Source organism: Glycomyces algeriensis, from assembly GCF_027622855.1.
GTDB lineage: Bacteria > Actinomycetota > Actinomycetes > Mycobacteriales > Micromonosporaceae > Glycomyces > Glycomyces algeriensis.
Map to the genome: position 1 here is coordinate 1 of NZ_JAPZVR010000016.1, position 14,613 is coordinate 14,613.

General features: G+C 70.1%; 16 protein-coding genes and 1 tRNA gene. 13 read left to right on the plus strand and 4 right to left on the minus strand.

The window, feature by feature from the left end; translation table 11 throughout:
* The 7 genes from O2L52_RS21000 to O2L52_RS21030 form a co-directional block, all read left to right on the plus strand.
* The coding region (locus O2L52_RS21000; protein WP_333490222.1) for a carbohydrate ABC transporter permease at nucleotides 1-876 on the plus strand (876 nt) is incomplete at its 5' end.
* Complete coding sequence (locus tag O2L52_RS21005; RefSeq protein ID WP_270118001.1) at nucleotides 873-1,745, plus strand: carbohydrate ABC transporter permease; 873 nt, start codon at nucleotides 873-875, stop codon at nucleotides 1,743-1,745. The genes O2L52_RS21000 and O2L52_RS21005, both read left to right, overlap by 4 nt.
* A complete protein-coding gene (locus tag O2L52_RS21010; RefSeq protein ID WP_270118003.1) occupies nucleotides 1,726-3,420 on the plus strand; it encodes a hypothetical protein in 1,695 nt (564 codons plus the stop codon). Before O2L52_RS21005 ends, O2L52_RS21010 begins: the two co-directional genes overlap by 20 nt.
* A gap of 241 nt (nucleotides 3,421-3,661) precedes the next feature.
* On the plus strand, nucleotides 3,662-4,408 hold the full coding sequence (locus O2L52_RS21015) for an AfsA-related hotdog domain-containing protein (protein WP_270118005.1): 747 nt from the start codon (nucleotides 3,662-3,664) through the stop codon (nucleotides 4,406-4,408).
* A complete protein-coding gene (locus O2L52_RS21020; RefSeq protein WP_270118007.1) occupies nucleotides 4,392-5,117 on the plus strand; it encodes an HAD family hydrolase in 726 nt (241 codons plus the stop codon). Before O2L52_RS21015 ends, O2L52_RS21020 begins: the two co-directional genes overlap by 17 nt.
* A 75-nt stretch (nucleotides 5,118-5,192) precedes the next feature.
* Complete coding sequence (locus O2L52_RS21025; protein ID WP_270118009.1) at nucleotides 5,193-5,813, plus strand: hypothetical protein; 621 nt, start codon at nucleotides 5,193-5,195, stop codon at nucleotides 5,811-5,813.
* Nucleotides 5,814-6,087: 274 nt separating this feature from the next.
* On the plus strand, nucleotides 6,088-7,125 hold the full coding sequence (locus tag O2L52_RS21030) for a 3-oxoacyl-ACP synthase III family protein (protein ID WP_270118011.1): 1,038 nt from the start codon (nucleotides 6,088-6,090) through the stop codon (nucleotides 7,123-7,125).
* 62 nt (nucleotides 7,126-7,187) lie between these two features.
* On the opposite strand, the gene O2L52_RS21035 is transcribed toward O2L52_RS21030, so the two are convergent.
* Nucleotides 7,188-7,787 carry a TetR/AcrR family transcriptional regulator gene (locus O2L52_RS21035; RefSeq protein WP_270118012.1) on the minus strand — a complete coding sequence of 200 codons (600 nt, stop codon included), beginning with the start codon at nucleotides 7,785-7,787 and terminating at the stop codon, nucleotides 7,188-7,190.
* Between the two features lie 277 nt (nucleotides 7,788-8,064).
* Here O2L52_RS21035 and O2L52_RS21040 point away from each other — a divergent pair, with 277 nt between their 5' ends.
* Nucleotides 8,065-8,859: a carboxymuconolactone decarboxylase family protein gene (locus O2L52_RS21040; RefSeq protein WP_270118013.1), complete on the plus strand. Its 795-nt coding sequence runs from the start codon at nucleotides 8,065-8,067 to the stop codon at nucleotides 8,857-8,859.
* Between the two features lie 51 nt (nucleotides 8,860-8,910).
* Here O2L52_RS21040 and O2L52_RS21045 read toward each other — a convergent pair whose 3' ends face one another.
* Nucleotides 8,911-9,288: a DUF4267 domain-containing protein gene (locus O2L52_RS21045; RefSeq protein WP_270118014.1), complete on the minus strand. Its 378-nt coding sequence runs from the start codon at nucleotides 9,286-9,288 to the stop codon at nucleotides 8,911-8,913.
* Between the two features lie 103 nt (nucleotides 9,289-9,391).
* Here O2L52_RS21045 and O2L52_RS21050 point away from each other — a divergent pair, with 103 nt between their 5' ends.
* The 3 genes from O2L52_RS21050 (at nucleotide 9,392) to O2L52_RS21060 (ending at nucleotide 11,052) form a co-directional block, all read left to right on the plus strand.
* A complete protein-coding gene (locus O2L52_RS21050; protein ID WP_373897026.1) occupies nucleotides 9,392-9,967 on the plus strand; it encodes a TetR/AcrR family transcriptional regulator in 576 nt (191 codons plus the stop codon).
* Between the two features lie 40 nt (nucleotides 9,968-10,007).
* Complete coding sequence (locus tag O2L52_RS21055; RefSeq protein WP_270118017.1) at nucleotides 10,008-10,391, plus strand: VOC family protein; 384 nt, start codon at nucleotides 10,008-10,010, stop codon at nucleotides 10,389-10,391.
* A 181-nt stretch (nucleotides 10,392-10,572) separates the two neighbouring features.
* The gene (locus tag O2L52_RS21060) at nucleotides 10,573-11,052 is read left to right on the plus strand and encodes a GNAT family N-acetyltransferase (protein ID WP_270118019.1); all 480 of its coding nucleotides are present in this window, start codon (nucleotides 10,573-10,575) and stop codon (nucleotides 11,050-11,052) included.
* Nucleotide 11,053: 1 nt separating this feature from the next.
* On the opposite strand, the gene O2L52_RS21065 is transcribed toward O2L52_RS21060, so the two are convergent.
* Both O2L52_RS21065 and tig read right to left on the minus strand, forming a co-directional pair.
* Nucleotides 11,054-11,884, minus strand: a complete 831-nt coding sequence (locus tag O2L52_RS21065) for an NmrA family NAD(P)-binding protein (RefSeq protein ID WP_270118020.1) — start codon at nucleotides 11,882-11,884, stop codon at nucleotides 11,054-11,056.
* Nucleotides 11,885-12,001: 117 nt separating this feature from the next.
* Nucleotides 12,002-13,402: a trigger factor gene (tig, locus tag O2L52_RS21070; protein ID WP_270118021.1), complete on the minus strand. Its 1,401-nt coding sequence runs from the start codon at nucleotides 13,400-13,402 to the stop codon at nucleotides 12,002-12,004.
* A gap of 332 nt (nucleotides 13,403-13,734) precedes the next feature.
* On the opposite strand from tig, the gene O2L52_RS21075 reads away from it, so the two are divergent.
* Nucleotides 13,735-14,403 carry a ThuA domain-containing protein gene (locus tag O2L52_RS21075; protein WP_270118022.1) on the plus strand — a complete coding sequence of 223 codons (669 nt, stop codon included), beginning with the start codon at nucleotides 13,735-13,737 and terminating at the stop codon, nucleotides 14,401-14,403.
* Nucleotides 14,404-14,445: 42 nt separating this feature from the next.
* Nucleotides 14,446-14,516, plus strand: a tRNA-Gly gene (locus O2L52_RS21080).
* Nucleotides 14,517-14,613: the final 97 nt, after the last annotated feature.

Sequence of the window (14,613 nt, forward strand, 5' to 3'; positions counted from 1 at the left end):
GGCCGGGGCCGCCGCGCCCAGTACCGGCTCGCGCCGCTCGCGCTCGCCGGCCTCAGCATCGTCCTGTTCCTCGTGTTCTTCGTGTGGCCCGGCGGACTGGGCCTCATCTACTCCTTCACCGACTACTCCGGCATCGGCACGCCCGAGTTCATCGGCCTGGACAACTACGAGAAGCTCTTCGCCGACCCGACCTTCTACGAGTCGCTCACCCGCACCCTGCTGTTCGCGGTCATCAGCGTCCCGCTCATGTACGTCATGTCGCTCTCGATCGCCGCGCTCGTGGTCTCCAACTACGCCAAGGGCTCCTCGTTCGCGAAGGTCGTGTTCTTCTTCCCGTGGCTCATCTCCCCCATCGTCGCGGGCGTGGTGTGGCGCTGGATGTTCGGCGAGAGCTTCGGCTTCGTCAACTACGTGATCTCGCGGCTCGGCGCCGACCCGCTCGCCTGGCAGACCGACCCCGACCTCGCGCTCATGGTCGTCGTCATCGCCGCGACCTGGGGCGGCACCGCCTTCAACATGCTCATCTTCATCGCGGCGCTCAAGAACGTGCCGCGCGCCTACTACGAGGCCGCGCAGATCGACGGCGCGAACGCCTGGCAGCGCTTCCGCCACATCACGCTCCCGTCCATCGCGCCCACCTCGTTCCTGGTGATCCTCCTGTCCTCGCTCGGGGCCATGAAGGAGTTCGCGATGGTCCAGGCGCTCAACGGCGGCGGGCCCGGCACCTCCAACGTCATGATCATCCAGTACATCTACGAGACCGGCTTCAAACGCGCCGACATCGGCTACGCCAGCGCCGTCTCCATGATCCTGCTGCTCATCCTGCTCACCATCGCCCTGGTGCAGATGGCCGTCAACCGGAGGCGCTCCGCATGAGCACCACGACCGCACCGCAGAAGCCCGTCCGCAAGGCGCGCAAGGCGAAGGAGCTCGGCACCGTCGTCCCGGTGACCACGTTCATGTGGCTGCTGGCGGCGCTGTACGCGTTCCCGCTCGTCTGGTTCCTCCTGAGCGCCTTCAAACCCGGCTCGGAGTTGTTCCAGTACCCGCTCACGATCCTCCCGGAGAACCCCACCATCGCGGGGTTCGAGAAGGCCTGGGACCGGTTCGACTTCATGCTGTACTTCTCGAACACGCTCGCCGTGGCGCTCACGACCACCGTGCTGACGGTGTTCGCCAGCGCGATGTGCGGGTACGCGCTCGCGAAGTACCAGGACAAGGTCTGGATCCGGATCTTCTTCGTGTGCCTGCTGGCGACGACGATGCTGCCGACCGAGGTCATCCTCTCGCCCACGTTCCTGGTGATCCGGGACCTCGGCATGTACGACTCGATGGCGGGCCTGGTCGTGCCGTCCATCCTCACGGCCACCGGCGTGTTCATGTTCCGGCAGTTCTTCGTGTCCATTCCGGACGACATCATCGAGGCGGCCCGCATCGACGGGGCGCGCGAGACGGGGATCTTCTTCCGGATCATGCTGCCGATGTCGCGGCCGATCATCATGACGCTGGCGATCTTCTCGTTCCAGTGGCGCTGGAACGACTACATCTGGCCGCTGATCGTGGTGGGCGACGAGCGCAAGTTCACGCTCCAGATCGCGCTGCGGTCCATTGTGGGGGCCGAGAACATCGACTGGCCGCTGCTGCTGGCGGCCTCGGTGATGTCGATCCTGCCGCTGGTGCTCATCTTCATCGTGTTCCAGAAGTACGTCATGAACGAGGACATCAATGCAGGGCTCAAGGACTGACACCGCTTTTCTCACCGCCGTGGCCGCGGCGGCCGACGAGCGGGCCCGGGAGGTGCTCGCCGGGGTCGACGGGCTCCTCGCGGGCGCGCCGCACCACCGCCGGGTGATGTCGGCCGCGAAGACGCTGGTCGCGTGCGCGGTGCATCCGGGCTCGGCGCTGTTCGGCTCGCCGGAGGCGGCCGGGGCCGCGGCGCGGCTGGTCGCGTTCCTGGCCGGGATGCAGGGCGCGAACGGGCTGTTCGACGGCGAGAACCTCGCCTCACCGCCCGACACGGCGTTCACGGTCAACGACCTGTGCGACACGTACGGGCTGCTGCAGGGCGAATCGGTGCCGGAGCCGCTGCGGCCCTTGGCCGGGGCGCTGGAGGCGATCGCGGCGGCCGCGGCCGGGCCGCTGCGCCTGGGCGGCGTGCACACGCCGAACCACCGGTGGGAGCTGAGTGCGGCGCTGGCGCGGCTCAACGCGCACTGGCCCGATGCGCGCCTGGTCGCGCGGGTCGACGAGTGGCTGGCCGAAGGCGTGGACATCGCGCCTGACGGGATGTACTCGGAGCGGAGCCCGAACTACGCGCTGTTCGTCTCGAACCCGTCGTTGACGGCGATCGGCACGCTGCTGGAGCGGCCGGAGCTGCTCGACGCGGTGTGCCGGAACCTCGAGGCGGTCGCCGCCACGGCGCTGCCGGACGGCACGGTGGAGACCGTGCACTCGCGGCGGCAGGACCAGCTGGGTTCGATCGCGTTGGCGCCGTTCCTGATGCAGTTCCGGCGGTACGCGATCGCACGCGGGCGCGGCGACTTCGCGGCGGTGGTGGCGCGGATCCTTCAGGAGCAGGGCCTCCAGGAGCCGGTCGCCTACCCGGCGGACGCGCTGGCGGAGATCCTGCTGGAGCCCGAACTGGCCGGTGTCCTGCCCGAACCTGAAGCGCCGCAGGCGGTGAGCACCGTGTTCCCTTCGTCGGGGCTGGCGGTGGTGCGGGACGGGGCGTTCGCGGTGACCGTGTTCGGCGGCACGGACTACGCCGAGCACGGCTGGATCCGTTCGGGGCTGTCGAGCAATCCGACCTTCCTGCGGATGTACGCCGGCGGGGCCGTGCTGGACTCGGTGCGGCTCTCGCGGGACTTCTTCGGCATGGGGCCGTTCAGGGCCGGCGAGTTCGCGTTCGAGGACGGCGAGTTCGTCCTCCGCGAGCGAGTGGCGGCGGCCTACTACCAGCCGCTCCCGGCGGAGCACCGGCGCGCGGGCGGCGACTACGCGCTCATGGACGACGGCCGGTTCTCGGCCTCTATGGACTTCGCGAATCGGCCGAATGACGCGTTCGCGCTGTCGACCGAGGCGCGGGTGCGCATCGGCGATCGCGAAGTGCGCCTGGAGGTCGAAGCGGATCCGGGCGGCGTGCGGCAGGTGCTCGAACTGTCCTTCCGGGACGGCGGCGAGCTGGAGGGCGTGCGCCCCTCGGTGGGCGGCGGCTTCGAGCCGGTGGACGAGGGGTTCGTCTATCGTCTCGGTGACGACCGGATCGCGGTGCATGTGAACGGGAGGGGTCGGGCCGGGCTCGGCTACCACCCCGGCGAGGACTACACGCACCTGTCGGGAACGGATGCGGCCCAAGGCATGCGGGTCTACGTGCCGCTCCCCGCGTCGGGCCGTTGCGTGGTCGCACTGGTGTCGCACTAGTCCGTTGTGCGGCGAGACGTAATGATTTGTCAATCGATACGTAATCCTCTGTCAATAGTATAATTTGTGATAGCTATCACACAACCAACTAGATGGTTGCCACGAGGCGGTTACTCCTATACGTTGAGTTTCAACACGCTTCGTTACCCTCTGATCCCCTTGCGGAGCAACGGTTTCTTCTTGACACCCTCTATCTAAAGAGGTCAATGCCATGTTGACTGACCACTCCACCCTGCTACTCGTGGGCAATCGATTCTCGGGATTCAGCGCCGCCCACCCAGGAGTCCTCACCGTCAGTGAGTTCATCCGCCGCCTCCGCAATGATGCGAACGGCACCGCTCCCGGACACCTCACCCTCCAGCCCGGACAGGGCATCGGCGAGTCCCAATGGGACCTGCTGCGGATCGAGATCGCCGAGCGCGGCCTCGCGCACCGCATCCACCTCATGCCGGCCATCCCGGCTCCGGCCGCACGCCATGAGACCCACAAGCACGTCGAGGCCAACCGGCTCATCGCCCGGCCCCGGCAGACCGGCCCCGGCCGGTACCGCGCGGACCTGCGCGTGCACAACGACAACGAGCTGCTCATCGACCACCAGACCGGCCAGCACGTGCAGGGCATGGTCGCGGTCGAGGCGGCCCGCCAGATGTTCCTCACGGTCACCGAGCGGTTCCTGCTCCCCGACGAGCGGAAGCGGTACTTCGTCATCAACTCGATGGGCACCGAGTTCGAGAACTTCCTGTTCCCGCTGGCCGCCGAGATCGACTACCTGATCACCGAGTCGGACACCGCGAACCCCGACCGGCTCGCGTTCACCGTGGAGATCGCCATCGAGCAGGCCGGGCGCCGCTGCACCCTGACCTCGGTGCGGTTCACGGCCTTCGAGAACCGGCTCATCGAGTCCAAGGAGCAGCGCCGGGCCGAGCAGGCCGTCGCCGCGGTCGTGGCGCAGCACGGAGGGGCCCTCGCCGATGCAGCGGTCCACTGAGCACGCCGCGGCGTACGACTCCGCTTCCTACGACGCCGCGTTCTTCGACGTCGACGAAACGCTCCTGGCGCACAAGAGCATGTTCCGCTTCCTGCGGTTCTACCTGCAGCGCAAGGGTGAACCGGAGCTCCTGTACGAGCGGCTCGCCGCCGAACTGAGCGCGCTCGCCGCCGCGGGCGTGCCGCGCGAGGAGGTCAATCGCGCGTACTACCGGCTCTACGCCGGCGAGTCCGCCGAGTACCTCTCCACAGTGGGCCGGGAGTGGTTCGACGCCGAGCTCGCCGACCCCGGGTTCCTCCTGGAGGCGCCCGTGGCCGAGCACGAGGCATTGCGCGAGCAGGGCGTCCCGACCCACTTCGTCTCCGGTTCGTTCTTCGCCTGCCTGGAGCCCGCCGCCGCGCTCCTCGGGGCCTCCGAAGCGCACGGCGCGCCGGTGCGGATCCGCAGAGGACAGCTCACCGGCGAGATCGACTACCCGGTCATCGGCGCGGGCAAGGCCGAGACCGTCCAGGCGGTCGCCCGCCTGCGCGGGTACCGGCTCGACCACTGCATCGCCTACGGCGACCACGCGACCGACCTGCCGATGCTCGAGACCACCGGCACCGCCGTCGTCGTCGGTGACGACCCGGTGCTCCGCCGCCGCGCCGAGACGGCCGCGTGGCGGACCCTGCCGCAGACACCGCGCACCGCCGCGCGACTCCCCGCCTGAGCGGGAGCGTTTCCCCACGCTCCGCTCGAACCGGTCCCCCCACATCGCATCCGCACACCCCATGGAGGCACCGCCATGTCCGCGACCTATCTGCTGACCACCGAACTCCCAGTGCAGGCCGACCGCGCCGACGAGGCCGTCGACGCCTGGAGCGAGCTCCTGGCCGCCGCGGCCGACAAGGACCGCGCGCTCTACCGCTGCTTGGAGGCCAACACCCTGCTGGAACTGCGCGCGCTCACCGGGCTCGACGAGATCGCCGCGGCCGACGCGGACTTCGAGCCCCAGTGGAACACCGTGGGGCCGTACGCCGCCGGGGACTTCCGCCGCCAGGCGCTGCGCTTCGTCGAGGCCCCCAAGGAGCCCGGCACCGCGCTCCCGGTGACCCCGTACGTGCAGCTGCGCTACGTCGAGGTCAAACCGCAGGCGTACGAGGCCTACCGGGCCTGGCGCGAGGCCACCGTCTTCGACGTCGTCCGCGACGCCGAGGAGGTGGAGTCCTTCAGCACCTACCACACGGTGGTCAGCACCCAACCCGGCGTGCTCTTCCTGAGCGGCTTCTCCTGCGCTCCGGAGCAGTACCAGCGGCCGTTCTCCTCCGACCGCTTCACCGAGATGGTGCAGCAGGCCGGCGACCGCTACTTCGCCGGCGGCCCCGGCGGGCTCCAGACCCGCTGCTACGAGCGGGTCGACGCCTGAGCGGGGGTCGACGTCCACGTCCTGGGCGTCACCGCAGCCGCCGAGGAACGCGCTTACCCTCCATCATGGACGACGCGGGCGTCGTCCCGGGCGGGGACCTCCACGAGCGCCGCGCCGACCGCACCGTTCCTGCAAGACCTGATCACGCACCCAATGCATCGCGCTCGCGACCGAGCGAGGCGAGCGATCCCCGGGACCCCGGGGCCGCGACGATGCGGCACCGGGGCGTACACCCTCCCACCACCGATCGCCGACCCGATTCGAGGTACCGATCATGGCTACGCACCTGTCGACTTCTCCCACCTACACGCCCGATTCCCGCAGCGCCGCAAGGCGACCCGTGGGCGTCCTGGGCACCGGCTCCTACCTGCCCTCCCGCGTCGTCAGCAATGACGAGGTCGCGGCGAAGGCAGGCGTCGACGCCGACTGGATCCTCCGCAAGACCGGCATCGGCGCCCGCCGCTACGCCGCGGCCGGCGAGGCCACTTCGGACCTCGCCGCCCGCGCCGGAACGGCGGCGCTCGAGGACGCCGGGGTCGATCCGGCCACGCTCGACTGCATCATCGTCGCCACGTCCACACCGGACCACCCGCAGCCGGCGACGGCCGCGATCGTCCAGCACCGCATCGGCGCCGACGGCGTCCCGGCGTTCGACGTGAACGCCGTCTGCACCGGGTTCCTGTTCGCGCTCGCCGCGGCCTGGAGGCTCGTCGCCGACGGCGGCCGCGCGCTCGTCATCGGCGCGGACATCTACTCGCGCATCATCAACCCCGCCGACCGGCGCACCGCGGTGCTCTTCGGCGACGGCGCGGGCGCGGTCGTCCTCGGGCCGGTCCCCGACGGGCGCGGCATCACCGCCGCGGCACTGCGCACCCACGGGGCCCACCACGAGATGATCAACGTCCCGGTGGGCGGCAGCCGCCACCCGGCACGGCTGCGCGACGCCGACGACGACGCGCACTACTTCGCGATGGACGGCAGGGCCGTGCGCGCCTTCGTCACCGAGCAGCTCCCGCTCTCGGTGAAGGAGGCCGTGGAAGAGGCCGACACGACCGCCGACGACATCCGGCACTTCGTCCCCCACCAGGCGAACGGCCAGATGCTCGACGAGATCCAGCCGAGCCTCGGCCTGGTGAACGCGGCCAGCCACCGCACCGTCGCGGAGTTCGGCAACACCGGGTCCGCGTCGGTCCCGGTCACGCTCGACCGGGCCAACCGGTCCGGCGCGCTGAAGGACGGCGACCAGGTGCTGCTCTCCGGCTTCGGCGGCGGCATGTCGATCGGCAGCGCCGTGGTGCGCTGGAGCCGCTGATGCGACTGGGCCCGACCGGCGGTGTCGCCGGTCGGGCCTTTTTCGTTGTCGCGGAAGCCGACCTAGCCTTTGAGCAGCCGCACCGCCCCGGGCGGGAAGTCGTCCGGGGCGCTCGCGACCGCTTCGATGCTCGCGCGCCCGAACGCGTTGAGGGAGGAGCGCAGCGCCTCGATCGTCGTGACGCCCGGACACAGCTTGATGAAGAGCAGGTTGCGCTGCTGTGGCATCACGAACGGCCAGGAGGAGATCCCGATCAGGGTGATCAGGAGCGCGGCCACCGCGGGCGCGTTGTCGACCCCCAGCGCGCGCTGGAGCGCGGCGATCTTGTCCTCGTAGAAGGCCTGGCGCTCCTCGCGCCACGGCAGCGGCGAGTCGCCGAAGGTCAGTCCCTCCCAGGCGATGAGCCGCACCATGCTGGGGTCGTGGAGGTGGAAGTCGAAGACGGCGCCCACGTACTCGTCGAGTCCGGCGCGGTCGGTCGGCAGCGGCACCGCGTCGCCGAGCCGCTTGTGCGCCTCGCGCAGCACTTCCGCGAACAAGTTCTCCTTGCTCTGGAAGTACGCGTAGAGGCGCTGCTTGTTGCAGCCCGCGAGGGCGGCGATACGGTCCACGCGGGCCCCGGCGGGGCCGTGCTCGGTGAACTCTTCATAGGCGGCTTGCAATATGGCATCCCGAGTCCGGTTCGATGCCGGCCGGGTGATGGGTTGAGCAGGCATCGCCGCATCATATCGCGCCAACTAACCGGTTGGGTAGTGTCGTCCCGACTGATAGAACCGACCCGGGCGGCCCGCGGCGGACGCCCGGTGCGCGAGGGCCTGAAGCTCCACAGTGGGGCTCGGCAGCAATCGGCGCCGGACGCCGGTCAACGAGCATAACGCGGCCGCGTCACGAGTTCGCGGGCGCGCCTGCGGGTACGAACCAACGAAAGGACTGTCTGGAATGGATGAGCAAGCCGAACTCGGTCGCTACGACCGGGGCCTGGAGATCCTGCGGCGCCTGGCCGGTGAGGACGAGCCCGCGGTGACGCGCGACTTCGCCGACGTGGCACCGGATCTGGGACGCCTCACCGTGGAGTTCCCGTACGGGGACGTGTACCACCGCTCCGAGCTGGCCCTGCGCGAGCGGCAGCTGGCGACGATCGGCGGCCTGGCCGCCCTCGGCTACGCGCTGCCGCAGCTGCGGTTCCACATCGCGGGGGCGCTGAACATCGGCTGCGGCAGGCGCGAGGTCGTCGAGGCGATCATGCACCTGGCGTCCTACACGGGGTTCCCGGCGGTGCTCAACGCGATCACCGTCGCGAAGGAGGTCTTCGCGGCGCGGGACGACGACGAACCCGGATACGCGGACGCGGCGCCCGAGCTGGAGGGCTCGCGGTACGAGCGGGGTTGGAAGGCCCTGTCGGAGATCGACGGGCACGCGGGCGAGGCCGTGATCGAGAACCTGAAGTCGATCGCTCCGGACCTGGGGCGGTACATCATCGAGTTCGCGTTCGGCGACCTGTACTCGCGCGGCGGTCTGGACCTGCGCTCGCGCGAGATCGTGTCGGTCGCGGCGTGCACCGCGCTCGGCAGCGCGCTGCCGCAGCTGAAGGTGCACGTCCACGGCCTGCTCAATGTGGGCGGGACGCGGGAGGAGGTCGTGGAGACGATCATGCAGATGGCCGTCTACGCGGGCTTCCCGGCGGCGCTCAACGCGATGAACGCCGCGAAGGAGGTCTTCGCCGACCGCGACTGACCGCTCCGACCCCGAAGGCCGGTCCGCACGGGGACCGGCCTTCGGCGCGTCTCAGGCGAGGAGCAGGAGCACGCCGATGACCGCCATCGCGGCGGCGGTGGAGCAGTGGACGCCGTAGGCGGCGGCGCGGGGTCCCTTGGCGCGCAGCACGACCAGCGTGTCGCAGACGGGCATCACGACGGCGGCGAGCATGACCCAGCCGGCGAGCGTGGTGGTGCCGAGCGCGACGGCGACGACGAGCATGAGTCCGCTGCCGATGTCGCGGCCGGCCTTGACGGCGAGCCAGGCGCGCAGGACCGGGTCGTCGGCCTGCGTGCCGGGGATGCCGAAGCCGGCGAGGACCTGGGGGCGGAGCAGGTTGTTGACGCCCATGGCGACGACGGCGACGCCGACGAGCCAGGCGAGGACGATGGCGGTGGTGGCGAGCATGGGGTGGTTCCTTCCGAGAGGCGTGGCAGTGAATCTAGCATTGCTAGGTTCTTGTGCAAAGATAGGCTTCGCTTGCACAAAAATCTAGCGCTGCTAGAATAATGTGGTGACTGCCACCGAACGCCGCGAACGGCAACGCGCCGAACGACACCAGCTGATCATCACCGCCGCCCGCGAACTGGCCGAATCCGAAGGCTGGGAGGCGGTGACCACCAGGAAGCTCGCCGACAAGGTCGAGTACAGCCAGCCCGTGCTGTACGGGCACTTCGCCAACATGGAGGCCATCCGGGACGCCGTCGCCATCGAGGGCATCGCCGAGATGGCCGAGCAGCTCCGCGCCGCGCGCGAGGCCGCCCCCGCATCGGAGGGCGTCCGCGCGGTCTGCACCGCCTACCTGGCGTTCGCCGCCGCGCACCCCGCGGCCTACCAGGCCATGTTCACCCTGCCGACCAAGGTCAAATTCGCCCACGCCGAGACGCCGGCCCCGCTGCGGGCGGCGTTCGGCGAGATCGTCAGCGCCTTCGGCCCCTTCGACGACCGGAACGCGGCGCTGGCCGAGCTCATCTGGGGTTCGCTGCACGGCATGGCGGTCCTGCTGCGGAGCGGGCGGATTCCGGAAGCGGCGCAAGAGCAGCGGCTCGACCTGCTCATCGCGCTGTTCGCGAACGCCCCCGCCTGAGCGGGGCCGCCGGGCCCGCCGCGTTCGTATACTGGCGGGCATGGCATCCCGCATCAGCGAGCTGGTCCTCGACTGCGAGGACCCCGAACGGCTGGCCGCCTTCTGGAGCGCGGTCCTCGACTACGTCGAACTCGACCGCGAAGAGGACGGCAGCATCGAGATCGGCCCGGCCGGCGTCGGCTTCGGCGGCCTCCAGCCGACCCTGATCCTCAGTCCCAGCACCGATCCGAAGCCCTGGAAGCTCCCGCTCCACCTCGACGTCAACGCCACCGACCGCGACCAGGACGCCGAGCTGGAGCGCCTGCTCGCCTTGGGCGCCAGGCCCGCCGACGTGGGCCAGACCGGCGAGGAGAACTGGCACGTGCTCCAGGACCCCGAGGGCAACGTGTTCTGCCTCCTCCACCGGCGGCTCAAGCCGGTCTGAGCGGGCCCGCTCGGTCGACGGCCGGACGGCGCACCGTTCCCGTGCCGGTAGCGGTGCGCCGCCGTTCCCGACCCGCCCGGATCGCCCCCGGCATCGCGTTCCCCCTCGGCTACAGCCCGCGTCTAGACGGTTCGGGCGCTGGGGCCCGTCCGGACCGTCCATTCGTGACAGCATGTGAGGCATGGACATCCCAGAAGTGATCGAGATCAGCCTCGCCCGTCCCGACGAGTACCCGGCCGTCGCCGAGTTCCGATGGGAGGAGGAGGTCAAGGGCGATGCGGTGCCGAGCGTGACGCAGGAGGCCTTCACGAAGGACTTCGCCGAGTGGGCGCTGCGGAACGCCGACACGCATCGGTGCATCCTGGTGCGCCGCAACGGAATCATCATCGGCATGGCCTGGCTCGCGGTCGTCGCGCGGGTGCCGTCGCCCGGCAACATGTCACGCGCGGGCGGCGATCTGCAGGCCGTGTTCATGTCGGAGCAGGCGCGCGGAGGCGGCTATGGCCGCCGTCTCATGACCGCGGTCGTCGACGAAGCGCGGCGGCTGCACCTGAAGAAGATCACCGTGCAGGCGACCACCACCTCCAAGGAGTTCTACCTCCGCACCGGCTTCGTCGACGCCCCCAAGATCCTCCAGTACAAGGTCAAGGCGAACCTCTGACTCAGCGGAAGTCGCGCACGTGGGCTTCGGCCCACTGCTCGAACGTGCGCGGCGGGCGGCCGAGGAGCTCCTCCACGGTGGGCAGCACCAGGGACTCGTCGAGCGATCCGTCCACATAGAAGTCCCAGAAGGCGTGGACGTACTTCTCAGGCATGGTCGCCTCGAGCTGCGCCCGGGTCTCCTCCAGCGTCAGCCCTTCGAAGCGCAGCCGGCGGTCGAGGACGCGGCCCAGGACCGCCAACTGCTCGGCCGGGAGCATCGCGCGCGACCCCGTGAGTCGGTACACGGCTCCGGCATGGGCGTCGTCGAGCATCGCGGCGACCGCGACGGCGGCGATGTCCTCCGCGTCGATGCAGGCGACCGCAATGTCGCCCCAAGGCGCGCGGACCACGTCGCCGGCCCGGAGCTCGGGAAGCCAGCGCAGGGTGTTCGACATGAAAGCGCTGGGGCGCAGGACGGTCCAGGAGATGCCGGACTCGCGCGCGGCGGCCTCGGAGTCCATCATCATCGCCGTCACGGCATTCGTGGTGTCACCGCTCCCGGCCGAGCCGCCCGAGAGCTGGACGGCCCGCTTCACGCCCGCGTCCCGCAGCCGCTCGTACAGTGCGGGCATGTCCGGGTAGCCCGGGAGGACGAACGCCGCTTCCACGCCGTCGAGCCAGGGCACGAGCGAATCCGGGTCGTCCAGGTCGCCCACGGCCGCGGTGACCCCTTCGGGGAGTTTCGCGCGGGCCGCGTCGCGCACCAGCGCCCTGACGGGCAGGCCCTGCCCGGCCAGCGCCCGGACCACTGCCCCACCGATGTTGCCTGTCGCTCCTGTTACGAGGTACATGGCGCGATCTTATCGCGGAGCCCTTGCGCCGCAACCGACTCCGCGTCCCGGTGGAACGGCGCGAAAAAGGGGCCCACCGCTGATGCGGTGGGCCCCTTCGAAAACCGTTGCGAGGAACTAGTCCTCGGTCTTCTCCTCTTCGTCGTCCTCAGCCTCGGCGTCGGCCTCGGCGGCCTTGCGGCCCGGGAAGAGGTCCTCCTCGGTGAGCTCGGTGCCGGAGGCGTCGGTGATCGAAGCCTCCTTGACGACCTCTTCGAGGGCGAGCTGCTGGCGCAGCGACGCGGCGATCTGCTGGAGGCCGCCGTTCGTGCGCAGCTCGTCGACGAACTTCTGGAACTGGTCCTGCGGGACGCCGCGCTGCTGGGCCTGGCGCACGACCTCGGCGGTCATGAGCTCGCCGGAGACCTCGAGCTCGCGCTCGCGGGCGATCTTGCCGAGGATGATCGACTGGCGGAGGCGGGCCTCCGAGTCGGCGACCATCTCGGCCTTGAACTCGTCCTCGGACTTGCCCATGAGCTTCAGGTACTCGTCGAACTGCGCGAGCGCCTCGGCGGTCTCGCCGTCGTGGCCGCCCTTCATGTGCATGATCTCGTGCTCGACGTCCTCGGAGACGACCTTCTCCGGCAGGGGCAGCTCGACGGCCTCGACCAGCGCCTCGAGGGTCTTCTGGCGGGCCTCGTTGGCCTTGCCGGTGCGGGCCTGGGTCTCCAGGCGCTCGCGGGTCGAGTCGCGCAGCTCGGCGAGGGTGTCGAACTGGCTGGCCATCTCGGCGAAGTCGTCGTCGAGCTCGGGGAGCTCGCGCTCCTTGACCTGGGTGACCTTGACCGCGACGTCGGCGGTCTCGCCCTCCTGCTCACCCGCGAGGGTGGACTGGATGGTCTTCTCGTCGCCCGCGGACATGCCGATGAGGGCCTCGTCCAGGCCGTCGAGCAGGTTGCCCGAGCCGACCTCGTGGCTCATGCCGGTGACGGATCCGCCCTCGACCTCGGCGCCGTCCTGGGTGGCCAGCAGGTCGAGCACGACGAAGTCGCCCTCGGCCGCGGCGCGCTCGACGGTCTTCAGCGACGAGAAGCGCAGGCGCTGGGACTCGAGGTCCTTGTCGATGTCCTCTTCGCTGACGCCCTCGGCCTCGACCGTGACCTTCAGCGAGGCGAAGTCGGGAAGCTCGAACGAGGGGGTCACGTCGGTCTCGACGACGAACTCGAAGGGCTTGCCCTCTTCGATCGGCTTGACCTCGGTCAGTTCGGGGCGGCCCAGCGCGTTCACGTCGTTCTCGGTGACGGCCTTGTTGAGGTTGGCCTGCACGGCCGGGTCCATCGCCTGCGCGTAGACCGACTCGCGGCCGATGCGCTGGTCGATGACCTGGCGGGGCGCCTTGCCGGGACGGAACCCGGGGACGCGGACCTGCTGCCCGACCGTCTTGTACGCCTCGTTGATGAACGGCGCCAGCTCCTCGAACGGCACCTCGACCGACAGCCGCACCCTGGTCGGGCTCAGGGTCTCGACAGTGCTCTTCACAGACGTACTCCTAGATCATTTCGCTCAATTGCCTTGCGACATTGACTTGCGTCGGGGCGGGGGGTTGCCATGGGCGCATCGGTCCGCCGGCAGCGCAGCATCGACCCCCGCTCCGAACGAGTCTAGGCCGCCGTACCGTCGCGGCCCCGGCGGGTGTGGTCGATATCGCCGCCCGCCACCCGCGGCGGGCACCGCGGCCGGGCAGGATGCGGCGCGAGCCGCCGGCGCCGAGATCGCCTAGACTACGCCCTGCAATCGTTCTCAGGAGGAGTCGGACGGCCCGGCGTCCGGCACCGGGGAGCGACGCCCCACCCCGAACAGGAGTGAACGCTGTGGTTTCACCCGCAATCCTCGTCTTCACCCGCACGACCGGCTTCCGGCACGACTCGATCCCGGCCGGCGTCGCCGCGGTCGCGTCGCTCGCCGCCGAACTGGGCTACGAGACCGAGCACACCGAGGACCCGGCCGTGCACAACCCGCTCGACCTCGCCCGCTTCGCGGCCGCCGTGTGGCTCTCCCCCTCCGGCGACGTGCTGGACGAGCTCGAGCGCGCCGCGCTGGCCGATTTCGTGACCGGCGGCGGCGGCTGGTGCGGCGTCCACGCCGCCTCCACCGCCGAGCGCTCCTGGCCGTTCTTCCGCGAGCTCGTGGGCGCCCGCTTCATCGGCCACCCGCCCGGGTGCACCCCCGGGGAGATCGACGTGGTGGACCAGGGGCATCCGTCGACCGAGCACCTGCCGAAGCGGTGGGCGTGGACCGACGAGTGGTACAGCTTCGACGAGCGGCCGAAGGGCTGGGAGATCCTGCTCGAGGCGGACGAGGCCTCGTACGACACGGCCGATCTGGCCATGGGGAACCCGCACCCGATCGCGTGGCACCGCCGCCTCGAGGCCGGCCGGTGCTTCTACACGGCGCTGGGCCACGCCGCGGAGGCGTACGAGGACGACGTGTTCCTCGCTCACCTCAAGGGCGGCCTCATTAGTGTGTTGCCGCCGCGCTGACGGCATGCGCTACACTCGTCTGCGTCCGCTTCGGCGGGCCGCGCGGGTGTAGCTCAATGGTAGAGTCTCAGTCTTCCAAACTGATTGCGCGGGTTCGATTCCCGTCACCCGCTCAGCAAATCGAAGCCCTCGGCCGACAGGCCGGGGGCTTTCGTCGTGCCCCGGCGCGGGGCGCGGGTGCATGAAATCCGGGCGCGGCGGGTATTTCCC

Coding starts and splice junctions, on each gene's coding strand:
- O2L52_RS21005 (WP_270118001.1), top strand. CDS start 873: ATGAGCACCACGACCGCACCGCAGAAGCCCGTCCGCAAGGCGCGCAAG.
- O2L52_RS21010 (WP_270118003.1), top strand. CDS start 1,726: ATGCAGGGCTCAAGGACTGACACCGCTTTTCTCACCGCCGTGGCCGCG.
- O2L52_RS21020 (WP_270118007.1), top strand. CDS start 4,392: ATGCAGCGGTCCACTGAGCACGCCGCGGCGTACGACTCCGCTTCCTAC.
- O2L52_RS21025 (WP_270118009.1), top strand. CDS start 5,193: ATGTCCGCGACCTATCTGCTGACCACCGAACTCCCAGTGCAGGCCGAC.
- O2L52_RS21030 (WP_270118011.1), top strand. CDS start 6,088: ATGGCTACGCACCTGTCGACTTCTCCCACCTACACGCCCGATTCCCGC.
- O2L52_RS21040 (WP_270118013.1), top strand. CDS start 8,065: ATGGATGAGCAAGCCGAACTCGGTCGCTACGACCGGGGCCTGGAGATC.
- O2L52_RS21045 (WP_270118014.1), bottom strand. CDS start 9,288: ATGCTCGCCACCACCGCCATCGTCCTCGCCTGGCTCGTCGGCGTCGCC.
- O2L52_RS21055 (WP_270118017.1), top strand. CDS start 10,008: ATGGCATCCCGCATCAGCGAGCTGGTCCTCGACTGCGAGGACCCCGAA.
- O2L52_RS21060 (WP_270118019.1), top strand. CDS start 10,573: ATGGACATCCCAGAAGTGATCGAGATCAGCCTCGCCCGTCCCGACGAG.
- O2L52_RS21065 (WP_270118020.1), bottom strand. CDS start 11,884: ATGTACCTCGTAACAGGAGCGACAGGCAACATCGGTGGGGCAGTGGTC.